13 protein-coding genes and 1 tRNA gene are annotated in these 13548 nt (G+C 69.5%); 8 read left to right on the forward strand and 6 right to left on the reverse strand.

What is annotated here, in order from left to right:
• Positions 1 to 31: 31 nt before the first annotated feature.
• The 4 genes from AB0D12_RS25165 to AB0D12_RS25180 all read right to left on the reverse strand — a co-directional run bounded on the left by AB0D12_RS25165 (position 32) and on the right by AB0D12_RS25180 (position 4670).
• Positions 32 to 1753, reverse strand: a complete 1722-nt coding sequence (locus tag AB0D12_RS25165) for a glycosyl hydrolase family 18 protein (protein WP_362687010.1) — start codon at positions 1751 to 1753, stop codon at positions 32 to 34.
• A gap of 231 nt (positions 1754 to 1984) precedes the next feature.
• On the reverse strand, positions 1985 to 3058 hold the full coding sequence (locus AB0D12_RS25170) for an LLM class flavin-dependent oxidoreductase (RefSeq protein ID WP_362687013.1): 1074 nt from the start codon (positions 3056 to 3058) through the stop codon (positions 1985 to 1987).
• A gap of 62 nt (positions 3059 to 3120) precedes the next feature.
• A complete protein-coding gene (locus AB0D12_RS25175; RefSeq protein WP_362687016.1) occupies positions 3121 to 3846 on the reverse strand; it encodes a decarboxylase in 726 nt (241 codons plus the stop codon).
• A complete protein-coding gene (locus AB0D12_RS25180) occupies positions 3843 to 4670 on the reverse strand; it encodes a decarboxylase (protein ID WP_362687019.1) in 828 nt (275 codons plus the stop codon). The genes AB0D12_RS25175 and AB0D12_RS25180 overlap by 4 nt, the downstream gene beginning before the upstream one ends.
• A 96-nt stretch (positions 4671 to 4766) precedes the next feature.
• Here AB0D12_RS25180 and AB0D12_RS25185 point away from each other — a divergent pair, with 96 nt between their 5' ends.
• Entirely contained in the window at positions 4767 to 5729 is a 963-nt protein-coding gene (locus AB0D12_RS25185; protein ID WP_362687022.1) for a D-2-hydroxyacid dehydrogenase, read from the forward strand.
• Positions 5713 to 7128, forward strand: a complete 1416-nt coding sequence (locus tag AB0D12_RS25190) for an amidase (protein ID WP_362687345.1) — start codon at positions 5713 to 5715, stop codon at positions 7126 to 7128. Before AB0D12_RS25185 ends, AB0D12_RS25190 begins: the two co-directional genes overlap by 17 nt.
• Here AB0D12_RS25190 and AB0D12_RS25195 read toward each other — a convergent pair.
• On the reverse strand, positions 7106 to 7609 hold the full coding sequence (locus AB0D12_RS25195; RefSeq protein WP_327323771.1) for a DUF3830 family protein: 504 nt from the start codon (positions 7607 to 7609) through the stop codon (positions 7106 to 7108). The two genes, AB0D12_RS25190 and AB0D12_RS25195, sit on opposite strands and share 23 nt — an antisense overlap.
• Before the next feature lie 42 nt (positions 7610 to 7651).
• Between AB0D12_RS25195 and ehuB the strand changes: the two genes are divergently transcribed.
• The 6 genes from ehuB to AB0D12_RS25225 all read left to right on the forward strand — a co-directional run bounded on the left by ehuB (position 7652) and on the right by AB0D12_RS25225 (position 11775).
• On the forward strand, positions 7652 to 8533 hold the full coding sequence (gene ehuB, locus AB0D12_RS25200; RefSeq protein ID WP_362687025.1) for an ectoine/hydroxyectoine ABC transporter substrate-binding protein EhuB: 882 nt from the start codon (positions 7652 to 7654) through the stop codon (positions 8531 to 8533).
• Positions 8530 to 9258, forward strand: coding sequence for an ectoine/hydroxyectoine ABC transporter permease subunit EhuC (gene ehuC / locus AB0D12_RS25205; protein WP_362687028.1), 729 nt, complete (start codon positions 8530 to 8532; stop codon positions 9256 to 9258). The genes ehuB and ehuC overlap by 4 nt, the downstream gene beginning before the upstream one ends.
• Positions 9255 to 9905, forward strand: a complete 651-nt coding sequence (ehuD, locus tag AB0D12_RS25210; protein ID WP_362687031.1) for an ectoine/hydroxyectoine ABC transporter permease subunit EhuD — start codon at positions 9255 to 9257, stop codon at positions 9903 to 9905. Before ehuC ends, ehuD begins: the two co-directional genes overlap by 4 nt.
• Positions 9906 to 9960: 55 nt before the next feature.
• A complete protein-coding gene (locus AB0D12_RS25215; protein WP_362687348.1) occupies positions 9961 to 10689 on the forward strand; it encodes an amino acid ABC transporter ATP-binding protein in 729 nt (242 codons plus the stop codon).
• Positions 10690 to 10856: 167 nt separating this feature from the next.
• Positions 10857 to 11615 carry an IclR family transcriptional regulator C-terminal domain-containing protein gene (locus AB0D12_RS25220; protein ID WP_362687034.1) on the forward strand — a complete coding sequence of 253 codons (759 nt, stop codon included), beginning with the start codon at positions 10857 to 10859 and terminating at the stop codon, positions 11613 to 11615.
• 86 nt (positions 11616 to 11701) lie between these two features.
• A tRNA-Lys gene (locus AB0D12_RS25225) sits at positions 11702 to 11775 on the forward strand.
• A 72-nt stretch (positions 11776 to 11847) separates the two neighbouring features.
• Here the strand turns inward: AB0D12_RS25225 and AB0D12_RS25230 are convergent.
• Positions 11848 to 13533: an AMP-binding protein gene (locus tag AB0D12_RS25230; RefSeq protein WP_362687037.1), complete on the reverse strand. Its 1686-nt coding sequence runs from the start codon at positions 13531 to 13533 to the stop codon at positions 11848 to 11850.
• Positions 13534 to 13548 lie beyond the last annotated feature (15 nt).

Raw genomic sequence — 13548 nt, forward strand, 5'->3', positions numbered from 1 at the left:
GGTCGCCTGTGGGGGGAAGGGGGAGGTCAGCTCAGCAGGCGCCCAGGTCCTGCCAGACGCCCCACTCGCCTGTGGTGCCCGGCTCTTCGCCCTGTGTCCACCACTTGGCCTTCCAGACATGGCCCTTGTGGGAGACCTGCGTCGAGCCGGTGTACGCCGGGGTCGCGGACCAGGCCGGTGCCGTGCAGCCGGCCGGCGGGGCGGACGGCGACGGAGTGGGGTTGCTCGGGGAGGGGGTCGGGGCCGACGGAGACGGGGTCGGCGTCGTGGCCGACGGGGTCGGGTCCGGGGTGGTCGAGCCGCCGACCGCCGTCACGATCTGGTTGAGCAGCGTGGTCTGTTCGTCGAGGCCGAGCAGCGAGTACATCATCGCGCCCGCCAGACCTCGGCTGTGCGCATAGTCCGCGCGCTCCTGGATCGCCCGCTTGTCGAGGCCGGTGAAGAACTCCCCGTCCTTGTAGAAGTACGCCGCCTTCGCCTCGTCGTCCCAGAACGTCGTCGCCGCGTTGTCGACGATGCCGCCGAGCTCCTTGTAGTGCGCGATGCCTGCCTGCTGGCTGACCGGGCGAACTCCCGAGGCGCCGGTCGCGGACTGCGCGAGGCCGTTCTTCGCGCCGGCCGGGACACCCTTCCAGCCGCGGTAGTAGAACTCGTACCCCAGCGTCAGCTTGTTCGCCGGGAAGCCGCCCGCGATGCCGTACGCCGCGTTCCCGTCCAGCCAGGAGTCGATGGCGTTGTCGATCGAGTACTTCTGCGTGCCCGGCGCGATCACGTCCGTCGGGTCGGAGGCCGGCGAGTACAGGGGCGACTGGTGGTACGTCGGTCCGTCCGCGTCCCAGGCGCCGTGCATGTCGTACGTCATGATGTTCGCGTAGTCGAGGTACGCGCCGATCTTGTCCGTCTCGATGTTCTTGATCTTGTCCTGGCCGGCCGGGAGCGCCGCCGTCAGCAGGTACTTCTTGCCGCCGTGCGCCGCGCCGTACTCGTCGAGCTGCTTGCGGAACTCCGCCAGCAGCAGCGTGAAGTTGGCCTTGTCCTCGGCGCCGTAGTGGTTGCCGAGGTGGCCGCCCTCCGAGCCCGGGTACTCCCAGTCGATGTCGATGCCGTCGAAGATCCCGGCGGCCGCGCCCGCGCCGCCGTAGCCGCCGTCGACGGGCAGGTCGCCCGCGATGTACTGCTTGACGCAGGAGGCGACCAGCTTCTTGCGGCTCGCGTCCGTCTTCGCGGCGTCGTGGAAGTACTTGGAGTAGGTCCAGCCGCCGATCGAGATATTGATCTTGAGCTTGGGGTGCTTCGCCTTCAGCTCCTTGAACTGGTTGAAGACACCCACGATCGGCTGGTTCCAGGTGTCGGCGACGCCGTCGACGCTGTCCGCCGCGGCGAAGGACTTCTGGTAGTCGGCGTACGAATCGCCTGCGCCGTCACCGGCGTTGGGGTTGGCGTCGTCGCCCGCCGCCTTATTCGCCTCGAAGCAGGTCAGATCGGTGGGGTGGATGTTGCCGAACGAGTAGTTGATGACGTCGAGCTTGTCCGCGATGCCCCGGGTGTCCAGGTGCTTGGGGTAGAAGGCGTTGCCGTACACGCTCCACTGGTCGTAGTACGCGATCTTCACCCCGCCGGTCGACGCGGCGGCGGTCGTGACATCGTCGCGGGCCGCGGCACCGGCGGTGCCGAGGCCTGTGAAACCGGCCAGGGCGCCGGCGGCGAGGGCCGCGGTCGTCAGGGCCGCGAGCAAGGGTCTGCGGGAGCGCACGTACAGCCTCCGGGGGTGCGTGAAGGATCGAAATAGTGGAATCCAGAACGGGAGTTGGAGAAGAGATAGCGAGCCGGCCACCGCCGCGTCAATGGTCTGAACCAAATAAGGACTAGACCAATTTCTTGGAGAAACCGCTTGTCAGGCACCCGCACCCGGTATGCGAAACCGCCCGCCACCATCGGTGACGAGCGGTTTTAGGACTCTCTTAAGGGCCCGCGGGCAAGCGGTTCAGGAATGAACCACTCCACCCGGCAAATCGTAGGCATCCGCGATCAGTTCGTACGAGCGCAGCCGCGCATCGCCGCCGTGCGCATTGGCCGTGATCATCAACTCGTCGGCGCCGGTGCGCTTCTGGAGGTCGTCCAGGCCGGTGCGCACCGCGTCGGGCGGGCCGTGGATGACGTTCGACAGCCAGCTGTCCACGAACTCCCGCTCCATGGCGCTGAATTCGTACGCCGCCGCCTCCTCGGGCGTGGGGATCAGCCCGGGCCGGCCGGTGCGCAGCCGGACCATCGACAGCGCGCCGGTCAGGACCTGGCGGCGGGCCTCCCGCTCGTCGTCGGAGGCGAGCGCGGAGACGCCGATCAGCGCGTACGGGGCGTCCAGCAGCTCCGAGGGGCGGAAGGAGTCGCGGTAGAGGTCCAGCGCCGGGACGGTGTTCTGCGCCGAGAAGTGGTGGGCGAAGGCGAAGGGCAGTCCGAGTACGCCGGCCAGCCGCGCACTGAAGCCGGAGGAGCCGAGCAGCCAGATCGGCGGGCGGGCCGAGGGACCCTGGACCGGACCGGGGACCGCGTGGATACGGGCGTACGGATGGCCGTCCGGGAAGTCGTCGTCGAGAAACCGGGTCAGCTCGGCGAGCTGCTGCGGGAATTCGTCCGCGCCCTCGCCGAGCCGGTCGGTACGCCGCAACGCGGCGGCGGTCGCACCGTCGGTGCCCGGCGCGCGGCCCAGGCCCAGGTCGACCCGGCCCGGCGCGAGGGCCTCGAGCGTGCCGAACTGCTCGGCGATCACGAGCGGCGCATGGTTGGGGAGCATCACACCGCCGGAGCCGAGGCGGATGCGCTCGGTGTGGGCGGCGAGGTGAGCGAGGATCACGGCCGGGGACGACGAGGCGACACCCGGCATCGAGTGGTGCTCGGCGACCCAGTGGCGGTGGAAGCCGCGGCGCTCGGCGAGCCGTGTGATGTCCACGCTGGTGCGCAGGGCGTCGGTCGCCGTGCGGCCGCTGCCGACCGTCACCAGGTCCAGTACCGACAGCGGTACGGGTGCGGTTCCGTCCGCCGTGCCTCGAATCTCGTCCACCGGTGGGGCCCTCCTGCGCATGAAGATACGTACAGCACAGGGCAACAGGAGGGCCTCTCCGTTTATTCCCGCTTGGCGAACAGCGTGCCCAGCTTCGGCCCCCACACCCAGGCCCTGCGGTCAGCGAGCCGCAGCCCCTCCCACACCGTCACCTGGTTGGCGGTGAGCACCGGCTTGCCCAGCATCGCCTCCAGGTCGGCGAGGTACGCCGCGGTGTGCAGGGCCGTGTCCGGCAGCAGCACCGCCTCCGCGTCCGGATGGTCGCCCGCGCGCGCCAGCTCCAGCACCTCCGCCCGGCCCCAGCTGCCCACCTCGGCCGCCGTGATGATCCCGCTCGCCCTGTCCGCGACCACCTCGGCGCCGGACGCCTTGAGGAAGGCGGTGAAGAGTGCGGTGACGTCCTCCGGATAGGTCGCGGCGACCGCGACGCGTGCCGCGCCCAGCTCCCGTACCGCGTGGGCGAAGGCGAACGACGTGCTCGACGCGGGCAGGCCCGCGGCCCGGGCGAGCGAGCGGATCTGCTCGTGCGCCCCCTCCCAGCCGTACACGAAGCTCCCGCTGGTGCACGCCCAGACCACCGACTCCGCTCCTTCGAGCCGGAGCTCCTCCACTCCCGCGGCGAGCCGCTGCGACGCGCCCATCTCCAGCAGCGCGTCGACGCGGTGTGCGTCCTCGCCGATGTCGGTGTGGACGACGGGCAGTCTGATGTCGCTGTCGAGCAGCACCTCGAACCGGGGATAGTCGTCCTCGGCCGAGTGCCCGGGGTAGAGAAGTCCGACCGTGGTCATGTCCAGCCTTCCTGTTCTTCGGGCTGAGCCTGCTGAGGCTGCGGCGCCTGGTGAGCCGGCGGCACCTGCGGCGGCTCCGGCTCCAGGGCTTCCGGCTGCAGCAGCAGCGCCTGGTACGGGCCGACCGCGTGCACCCCGATTCCGCGCAGCGCCGCCCACATCGTGACCTGGTTCGCCGAGAGCACCGGCATCCTCAATTCGGCCTCCAGCTGCGGGATCGCGTCGTACGTCGGCAGATTCGTGCAGCTGATGAAGAGCGCGTCCGCCGCGCCCACCACCGCCTGCCGCGCCATGTCGACGACCGACCGGTACGGCACCTTCCAGATGTGCCGGGTCAGTCCCAGAAAAGCGCGGCCCGTGACCGTTACCCCAGCTTCTCCCAGATACTCCTCCAACGCCTGGGTCACCGATTCCGTATAGGGCGTGACGAGGGCGATTCGGCCGGCGCCCAGCTCGTCGAGTGCTTCGAGCAGGGCGCCGGAGGTGGTCAGCGAAGGCACTTCCCCCGCCGAGCTCATCGCCTCGCACATGGCCCGCTCCCCGGCCAGGCCGCCGACGAAACTTCCCGAGGTACAGGCATAGGCGACCACCTCGGGCTCGGACGCGCCCAGCGCCCGAACCGCCTCGCGCAGCGTCTCGTGCTCGCTCACCAGACGGGCCAGGTCCAACGAGACCTCGACGGGCACATACGGCGTACGGGTCAGACGCAGCGAGACATCGTCGGGGACCCAGCGCCACAGCTCCCGGTCCAGGGCGAAATCGAACGGGGCGACCACACCGACTCCGCGCTGTGGCCGTGGTCCGCCGAGAAAGGAGACATCCATCGCAGGCCCCCTTAGCGTGTTATTGACGACGTTAGGTTCGGGTGCGAGCGTGGGTCAATCCGTACATGTCAGACGTTACGAAACGGCTTCCGCTTGATGTCTGAACCCACCCTCCTCGTACTCGCGGCCGATCCCCCGCCGCGCCTCGGCCGACTGACCGGACGCGTCCGCGTCCAGTACGCCGACGAGCAGACGCTCTCCTCTCAACTCCCTTACGCAGACGTCCTGTTGGTATGGGACTTCACCTCCGACGCGGTACGCGTCGGCTGGCCCGGCGAGGGCCCGCGGCCGCGCTGGGTGCACACCCCGAGCGCGGGCGTGGACCGGCTGCTGTGCCCCGAGCTGATCGCTTCCGACACGGTTGTCACCAACGCCCGCGGGGTCTTCGAGGAACCGATCGCCGAATATGTGGCCGGACTGGTGCTCGCCATGGCCAAGGACATCCCCGGGACCCTGGAGCTCCAGCGGCAGCGGCGCTGGCGCCACCGCGAGGGGCTGCGGGTCGCGGGTACCCGGGCGACGGTCGTCGGCGCGGGCCCCATCGGCCGGGCAGTGGCCCGCACGCTGGAGGCCCTCGGTGTCACCGTGGCGGTCGTGGGCCGCACCGAGCGGCCCGGAATCCACGGCACGCAGGATCTCGACCGGCTGCTCGCCCGCGCCGACTGGGTCGTCTGCGCCGCACCGCTCACCGATGCGACGCGCGGGATGTTCGACGGGCGGCGCTTCGGAGTGATGCAGCCGTCGGCGCGCTTCATCAATGTGGGGCGCGGTCCGCTCGTCGTGGAGGACGATCTCGTAACGGCGCTCAACAACCGGTGGATCGCGGGCGCGGCCCTCGATGTGTTCGAGTCGGAGCCGCTCACGCCCGACAGCGCGCTGTGGGACGTCCCCGGGCTGATCGTCTCGCCGCATATGAGCGGCGACACGGTCGGCTGGCGGGACCGTCTGGGTGAACAGTTCGTCGAGTTGTACGAACTGTGGGAGGCCGGAAAGCCGTTCCCGAACGTGGTGGACAAGAAACGTGGGTACGTCCCCATGCATGATGTCTCCGCTGACTGACCTGACCGCACGCCAACTGCTGGCCGGCTACGAGAAGGGCGACTTCACCCCCGTCGACGCGACCCTCGCTGCGCTGGAACGGATCGAGGTGGTGGAACCGCTGGTCAATGCCTTCGTCCGGGTCGATGCCGAACAGGCGCTGACCCAGGCGCGGGCGTCCGCCGAGCGGTGGCACAGAAAGCAGCCGCAGGGGCTGCTCGACGGAGTGCCGGTGACGGTGAAGGACCTCCTGCTGCAGCGCGGCGTCCCGAACCTGCGCGGCTCCCGAACCGTACGGGCGGAGGGCAGTTGGGACGAGGACGCACCGTCCGTCGCCCGGCTGCGCGCGCACGGCGCGGTCTTCCTCGGCAGGACGACGACGCCGGAGTTCGGCTGGAAGGGCGTCACCGATTCACCGCGTCACGGGGTGACGCGCAATCCGTACAATCCGGCGCGGACATCCGGCGGCTCCAGCGGCGGCAGCGCGGTGGCCGTGGCGCTCGGCGCGGGTCCGCTGTCGATCGGCACGGACGGCGGCGGCTCGGTCCGCATCCCCGCGTCCTTCTGTGGGATCTTCGCCCTGAAGCCGACGTACGGACGGGTGCCGCTGTATCCGTCCAGCCCCTTCGGGACGCTCGCCCACGCGGGCCCGATGACACGGGACGCCGCGGACGCCGCGCTGATGCTCGATGTGATCAGCGGCGAGGACTGGCGGGACTGGTCGCATCTGGGCCCGGCGGACAGCGTCCGCGACGGCCTCGCGGACGGGGTGAAGGGGCTGCGGATCGCCTACTCACCGTCCTTCGGCGGTCAGGTCGCGGTGCGTCCGGCGGTCGCGTCCGCGGTGCGGCGGGCGGTGGGGGCGCTGGCGGGGCTCGGCGCGTACATCGAGGAGTCCGATCCGGATATCGCCGACCCGGTGGAGGCCTTCCACACCCTGTGGTTCAGCGGCGCGGCCCGGCTGCTGCAGCATGTCGGCGCGGAGCAGCGGGAGCTGCTGGACCCGGGGCTGCGCGAGATCTCCGGGATCGGGGCGCGGTACAGCGCGCTGGAGTATCTGGCGGCCGTGGACACCAGGATGGAGCTGGGCCGGCGCATGGGGCGGTTCCACACCTCGTACGACCTGCTGGTCACGCCGACCCTGCCGATCACGGCCTTCGAGGCCGGGGTCGAGGCGCCGGCGCACTCGGGGCACCGCCGCTGGACGGGGTGGACGCCGTTCACGTACCCCTTCAACATGACTCAGCAGCCCGCCGCGACGGTGCCGTGCGGCGTGGACGAGGACGGGCTGCCGATCGGCGTCCAGCTGATCGGGCCGCGGCACGCGGACGCGCTGGTACTGCGGGCGGCGCACGCCCTCTACGAGTCGGGCGCGGCCGCGATGCCCGTGCCCTCTCCTACTGGGCCCGGCGGAAGCTGAGTGTCTCGCCCAGCGCACCCGCCCGCCACAGGTCGTGGCAGGCCTCGGCCATCCGGTCGAGGCCGTCGACCACCGAGCCCCAGACGATGCCGGGGACCCAGCCGGTGTCGCCGTTGAGCAGCAGGTTGTTGCGCTCGTAGAAGAGGGCGAGGTCGACGACGGTACGGCGGCCGTGGTGGGCGGCCTGCTCCCCGTATCCGTACGACGCCGTGCCCAACTGCACGTCGGAGAAGGTGAAATAGCAGAGGTCGCCCGGAATGGGAGTCACCGTCGGATTCTCCAGCGGTGGTTCCTGCTCCGCGAACGCCGGCAGCAGTGCATAGATCTCATTACGGGCATACTTCGCGTGGTAGACATCCCCGGCCAGGGGCAGCGCGTCCCACACGGCAGCGCAGGTCAGCGGGGCCTTGTCGGTCAGCAGTTTCGCGGTGCACTGCACACCGCGCTTGTCGAGGGCTACGGTCACGTATCGGTCGGCCATCTCGTACGCATACCCCGCCTGGAGCCGGGTAGCCGCGCGGCCATGGCTCGTACAAGACAACCAGGATCGATACGCAGACGCACATTGCTGCTCGGCACCGCCGCTGCCGGCGCGCTCGGCGCCGCGGGCGCTGCGGGCTGCGCCCGGGTCCCTTCCGGGGACGCCCTGGCCCGGCTGAAGTCCCAGCGCACGGTGCGCCTGGGCATCGCGGGCGAGGTGCCCTACGGCTATGTCGACAAGAACGGCGAGTTCACCGGCGAGGCTCCTGAGCTGGCCCGTGTCATCTTCAAGCGGCTGGGTATCGACACCGTCCAGCCCGTCGCCACCGACTTCGCCTCGCTCATCCCGGGGCTCAACTCCCAGCAGTTCGATGTCGTCTCGGCCGGGATGTACATCAACAAGGAGCGCTGCCAGCAGGTCATATTCGCCGACCCCGAGTACCAGATGCTCGACTCGTTCGTCGTGCGCAAGGGCAATCCGAAGAACCTGAAGACGTACGAGGACGTGGTGCAGGCCAAGGCGAAGTTCGCCACCGGCACCGGCTACGCGGAGATCGACTACGCGGTCGCCGCCGGCTACCCGGAGAAGGACATCGTCATCCTCCAGGACCAGGTGGCGGGGCTGAACGCGGTCGAGTCGGGCCGGGTCGACGTCTTCGCCGGCACCGCGCTCACCACCCGCGAGGTGGTGAAGAAGAGCGCGAAGGCGGAGGCGACCGAGCCGTTCGCGGCCGTGGTCGACGGCAAGAAAATGATCGACGGCGGCGGGTTCGCCTTCCGGCCCACCGACACGGAGCTGCGCGACGCCTTCAATCTCGAGATCCACAAGATGAAGAAGAGCGGCGAACTCTTCCGCATTCTGCGGCCGTTCGGCTTCACCGAGAACGAGATGACCAAGCTCACTGCCAAGGAGCTGTGCCGATGACAGCCGGACTCTGGCAGAACTGGGTGCTCCCGGGTATCTGGATAACCGTCCAACTGCTGGTGTACAGCGCGGCGCTGGCCGCGGCGGTCGCCTTCACGGTCGGCATCGCCCGCACCCACCGCTCGCGCTTCGTCCGCTTCCTCGCGGGCTTCTACACCGAGGTCTTCCGCGGCACATCGGCGCTGGTGCTGATGTTCTGGCTGTTCTTCGTGCTGCCGCCGCTGCTGGGCTGGCAGCTGGTCCCGATGTGGGCCGCGGTGCTCGCGCTCGGCCTCTCCTACGGTGCGTACGGCGCCGAGATCGTGCGTGGCGCGCTGAACTCGGTCACTCCCGCGCAGCGCGAGGCGGGGGTCGCGCTCAGCTTCACACCCTGGCAGCGGATGCGGCTGATCCTGCTGCCGCAGGCGGTGCCGGAGATGATCCCGCCGTTCTGCAATCTGCTGATCGAGCTGCTCAAGGGCACGGCGCTGGTGTCGCTGCTCGGCGTGGGTGATGTCTCCTTCGCCGCGTATCTGGTGCGCCTGGCCACGCAGGAGAGCGCGCAGGTCTACACCATCAGCCTGGTGATCTACTTCGTGCTCGCCTTCGTCGTGACGCGCTCCATGAAGGCGCTGGAGAAGAAGACCAAGCGGAACATCGGCATCGCGGTTCCCCGAAGCGGCCCCGGTGCGCGGTTCGCCAGGCGAGCCGTCACCACTTCCACCTCCGGAGGTGGTTCGAAGTGACCTGGGACTGGTCCGCGGTCGCGGACTTCATGCCGCGCTTCTGGGACGGCGTGCTCGTCACGCTGCAGATCCTGGTGCTCGGCTCGCTGATCTCCTTCACGCTCGGCCTGGTCTGGGCGATCGGATTCAGGGCGCCGACCCGCTTCGTACGGTGGCCGGTGAACGTCGTCACGGAGTTCATCCGCACCACCCCACTGCTGGTGCAGCTCTTCTTCCTCTACTTCGTACTGCCGGAGTGGGGCGTGCAGTTCTCGGCGCTGACCACCGGCACGATCGCGATCGGGCTGCACTACTCGACGTACACCGCACAGGTCTACCGGGCCGGCATCGAAGCCGTGCCGGCCGGTCAGTGGGAGGCGGCGAAGGCGCTGAGCCTGCCCGCCCACCGCACCTGGTTCGCGGTGATCCTGCCGCAGGCGGTCCGGCGCATCACTCCGGCCCTTGGCAACTACGTCATCGCGATGCTCAAGGACACACCGCTTCTCGCTGCGATCGGCGTACTGGAGATGCTGCAGCAGTCCCGGCTGGAGAGCGCCGCGACGTTCCAGTACACCGAGCCGCTGACCGTGATCGGCATCGCCTTCATCCTCATCGCCTACCCGGCTTCTCTTCTCGTACGAGCCCTGGAGCGCCGCCTTGTCTCCTGACAGCACCCCCGACACCACCACCCTCGACACCACGACCCCCGGCACGTCCGGTGAGCTGATCCGCTTCGAGAATGTGACGAAGAGCTTCGGCGGCAACACCGTGCTGGACGACCTCTGTTTCTCGGTGAAGCCCGGTAAACACGTCACGCTGATCGGCCCGTCCGGCTCCGGCAAAACCACGATCCTGCGGCTGCTGATGACTCTGGAGTCGCCCGACCGGGGCACGATCCAGGTAAATGGGCAGCGCCTGTTTCCGGCCGCAGAGAAGGAACGCCGCGAGGCACGCAAGCAGATCGGCATGGTTTTCCAGCAGTTCAATCTGTTCCCGAACATGACCGCCCTGCGGAACATCACCGAGGCGCCGGTGCGGGTGCTCGGCATGTCCAAGGACGAGGCGGAGGAGCGCGCCAAGGGGCTACTGGACCTGGTGGGTCTCGGCGACCGCTGCGACGCGAAGCCGACGCAGCTGTCGGGCGGCCAGCAGCAGCGGGTGGCGATCGCCCGAGCGCTGGCGATGCGGCCGCAGGTGCTGCTCCTTGACGAGGTCACGTCGGCGCTCGACCCTGAGCTGGTCGCCGGTGTGCTGGACGTGCTGCGGGACATCGCCCGCTCCACCGACATCACGATGCTCTGCGTCACGCACGAGATGAACTTCGCCCGGGACATCTCGGATGAGGTGCTGATGTTCGACTCCGGCAAGGTCATAGAGTCCGGATCTCCGGAGAAAATCTTTTCCGAACCGGAGCACGAACGTACTCGCGAGTTTCTCGGTGCGGTGCTCTGACCACTTACTCCTACCGATAAGTGTGACCCTGGCATATGCCAAGCGAGTGCGCCCCAGCGTATGAGACTGGGGCGCACCATCATTCTCGCCAACAGCAGCCCTCTAAACGGCTCTTGGCCGCTATCGTGGTAGGGAAATTTGCGGTCACAACCTGCTAGGGGGAAACCGTGGCGCTGAAGCCCGAGCCGACCGCGCCGTTCCATTCAATACAGTATGTCCTGCGCGTGCTGGAAACGATCTCCAAGCACGGTGGCGGTGTCACCGACGTCCAGATCGCGCGCGAGACAGGTCTGCCGACCGGCCACCTGGCCCCCATGCTGGCGATGCTGCGCCGCGAGGGCTATGTGGAACAGGTCGCGGACGGCGCCTATATGATCGGCGACTCACTGATCCTGTTGGGCTCCGGGGTCACCCGTCAGCAGGCACTTCAGGCAAAACTGCAGGAGACCCTCGCCGAGCTGCGCGACTCGGTCGGCGCGGCGGTCTACATCAGCCGGTACATCGACGGCGAGGTGAAGATCACCCAGTTCGCCGACGGCCCTCGTATGCCGAAGGTCAACGAGTGGGTGGACTTCCGCTCGGCGGCCCACGCGAGCGCGGTCGGCAAATGCCTGCTGACCCAGCTCGACCAGAACGGCCGCCGCGACCACCTGTCGCGCCACAAGATCGCCCGCCTCACCTCGCGGACGATCACCAGCGAGAAGCTGCTCTTCTCCAAACTGGACAGCCAGCCCCCGACGGTCCCGATGCTGGACCTCCAGGAGTACGCGGTGGGCACGGTCTGCGCGGCGGTTCCACTGACGGCGGGCTCGGCAGTGGGCTGCCTGGCACTGTCCCTCCCGATCGAGCACGCCCACCGGCTGCGCTCGGCGGCGGACACGCTGAACCGCAAGGCGGCGCCGGTGGTGCTGTCGCTGGCGATCTAGGGCGGACGCCGCCGGGTGTCCGAAGCACCCCTCGGGACCAGGTAGTATTACCGAGTCATCGGCCGCCGCGCGGCTGGTGCCAGTAAGCGCCGCTAGCTCAGTTGGTTAGAGCAGCTGACTCTTAATCAGCGGGTCCGGGGTTCGAGTCCCTGGCGGCGCACAACTGATCATCTGGGGCTTCTCGGTCATCCGAGAAGCCCCAGATGCATTTCCGGACCGGAACCCACATCGTTCAGGGCATGAGCAGACCCGCCCTGCCGTGGTGCCCGTACTGGGCCAGCAGCGTCGTCCTGTCCGCCTCCGTCAGCCGGCGGTAGCCGCTCCTGCCCGGCTCCGCCCACCACACCTCGCCGCCGCCCTCGCCGCCGCCGAAGCCCTCGCGCCGCAGCGCCACGCGGTGGATCTTGTTCGTCGCGGTCACCGGCAGCTGCCGCAGCACCCTCACGAAGCGCGGCGCCATCTTCGTACCCAAGTCCGGCTGCGACGCCAGGAAATCCCCGAATCCCACCGGATCGAACGAGACGCCGTCCCGCAACGCGACCGCCGCCATCACCTGATCGCCCGCCACCGGGTCCGGCACCGCGTAGACCGCCACCCCTGCCGCCTCCGGCCACCGGGCCAGGATGTTCTCGATCATCGCGGCGGCGAGGTTCTCGCTGTCCACCCGCAGCCGGTCGTCCGTGCGCCCCGCGAAGTACAGGAAGCCGTCCACGTCGCGGAAGAAGAGGTCGCCCGTCCAGTACCAGCCGCCGCGGGTCCGGGCCGCGTCCGCTTCCGGGTGGTGCCAGTAACCCTCGAACGGGCTCGGCCCCCGGTTCACCAGCTCCCCTATCGCATCCGCCCCGTTGAGCAGCCGTCCGCCCGCGTCCAGTACCGCGGCCGCCCGCTCCTTCCCCGTGTCGGGGTCGACCACCGCCAGGTCGTCCCCCGGGCTCGCCCTGCCGATCGCGCCGGCCGGGGTGTCGGGGGTGCGCTGGATCGCCGCGCCGCCCTCGGAGGAGCCGTAGCCCTCCACCAGCCGCACCCCGAATCGCGCCTCGAAGCGCGCCGCGTCCACGGCGCCCGCCTCGGTGCCGAAGCCGAGCCGCAGCCTGTGCTCGCGGTCGTCGTCCCGTTCGGGCGTGGCCAGCAGGTACTGCACCGCCCGCCCCACGTAAGTGAAATAGGTCGCACGATACGTCCGTACGTCGTCGAGGAAACCGGACGCCGAGAAGCGGCGGCGCAGCGCGACCCCCGCCCCGCCCGCGAGCGCCGGCGCCCAGTCCGCGATCACCGCATTGCCGTGGAACATCGGCATGCAGATGTAGTGGACGTCGTCCTCGCGCACGCCGAAGTACCGCACCAGCGACGCGCCCGCCGCCGCCAGCCGGCCCTGGGTGCAGATCGCGGCCTTGGGCGCGCCCGTCGAACCGGAGGTGAAGTAGAGCAGCAGCCGACTGCCGGGCCCGACAGGACCGAGCGTGGCGTCGCCGGGTTCCGCGGCGGCGTACGGGGCGAGCAGCTCGGCGTAGGCGGCGTTGTCGGGATCGGTCACCAGCACCCGGACCTCCGGCAGGCCGAGCCCGTCGAGGAGGGGAAGGTGGGCGCGTTCGGTGACCAGCACCCGGCAGTCGGTGTGCAGGATGTCGCGGGCCAGTTCGGACCCGCGCCGGGTCGGGTTGATGCCCGCCACGGCGGCCCCGGCCAGGGCCGCCGCACTGAGCCACAGGGGAAACTCCGGGGTGTTGTCGAGCAGTACCCCGAGGTGCGGCTCGGCTCCGCGCGGCAGGAGATCCACGAGGAGCGCGGCCCGTGCGGCGGCGCCCGCGGCGACCTGGTGGTGGCTGAGTGCGAAGTCCTGGCCGCTCAGCCCCACCCGGTGGTCGCCCCATTGGCGCTGTACGAGCTCCGCGAGGGTGCCTGCTTCCGCGTTCCTCATGGCGCCGCACGGTAA

It is taken from the genome of Streptomyces sp. NPDC048479 (assembly GCF_040651435.1).
GTDB lineage: Bacteria > Actinomycetota > Actinomycetes > Streptomycetales > Streptomycetaceae > Streptomyces.

Bases quoted from the DNA above. Each gene is read 5' to 3' on its own strand.
- ehuC (WP_362687028.1), top strand. From the start codon at position 8,530: ATGACAGCCGGACTCTGGCAGAACTGGGTGCTCCCGGGTATCTGGATA.
- AB0D12_RS25195 (WP_327323771.1), bottom strand. From the start codon at position 7,609: ATGGCCGACCGATACGTGACCGTAGCCCTCGACAAGCGCGGTGTGCAG.
- AB0D12_RS25175 (WP_362687016.1), bottom strand. From the start codon at position 3,846: ATGACCACGGTCGGACTTCTCTACCCCGGGCACTCGGCCGAGGACGAC.
- AB0D12_RS25190 (WP_362687345.1), top strand. From the start codon at position 5,713: ATGTCTCCGCTGACTGACCTGACCGCACGCCAACTGCTGGCCGGCTAC.
- AB0D12_RS25180 (WP_362687019.1), bottom strand. From the start codon at position 4,670: ATGGATGTCTCCTTTCTCGGCGGACCACGGCCACAGCGCGGAGTCGGT.
- ehuB (WP_362687025.1), top strand. From the start codon at position 7,652: ATGGCTCGTACAAGACAACCAGGATCGATACGCAGACGCACATTGCTG.
- AB0D12_RS25185 (WP_362687022.1), top strand. From the start codon at position 4,767: ATGTCTGAACCCACCCTCCTCGTACTCGCGGCCGATCCCCCGCCGCGC.
- AB0D12_RS25230 (WP_362687037.1), bottom strand. From the start codon at position 13,533: ATGAGGAACGCGGAAGCAGGCACCCTCGCGGAGCTCGTACAGCGCCAA.